This window comes from Bacillus sp. NTK074B, from assembly GCF_017303375.1.
In the GTDB taxonomy this organism is placed as follows: domain Bacteria; phylum Bacillota; class Bacilli; order Bacillales; family Bacillaceae_B; genus Rossellomorea.
This window is the reverse complement of record NZ_JAFKOH010000119.1, coordinates 1-264: the sequence shown is the minus strand read 5'-3', so window position 1 is coordinate 264 and position 264 is coordinate 1. Positions and strand designations below refer to the sequence as shown.

Here is a 264-nt window from a genome sequence, read left to right as displayed (position 1 = left end):
GGCATCCACGTCGAGATCCAGCGCCAATTCACCGAGGTGGCGGCCGCCGGCGAGCCCTCTGACCAAATCGAGGTCGAGCTCGGTGTCGAAGATCGAATCGGTAGCCAATGACTCTAGGTGGAACCACACCTCGCGCTGCAGCCCCCTCAGATCTTCCGGGCAGGCCATGCGCTTGTTTCGGGCGGCACCCTGCGGTGGGGTCGAGGGGGAAGGTGTCACCACCGCCGCAGGGGCCGCGTTCACGCCGGCCCGGGCCGAGGGAAC

General features: G+C 67.8%; 1 protein-coding gene. It reads right to left on the bottom strand.

Annotated features, from left to right (window positions below; genetic code table 11):
• Positions 1-264 (bottom strand): hypothetical protein (locus tag JI667_RS21655; protein WP_206858531.1); only part of this gene is annotated, 264 nt, incomplete at both ends.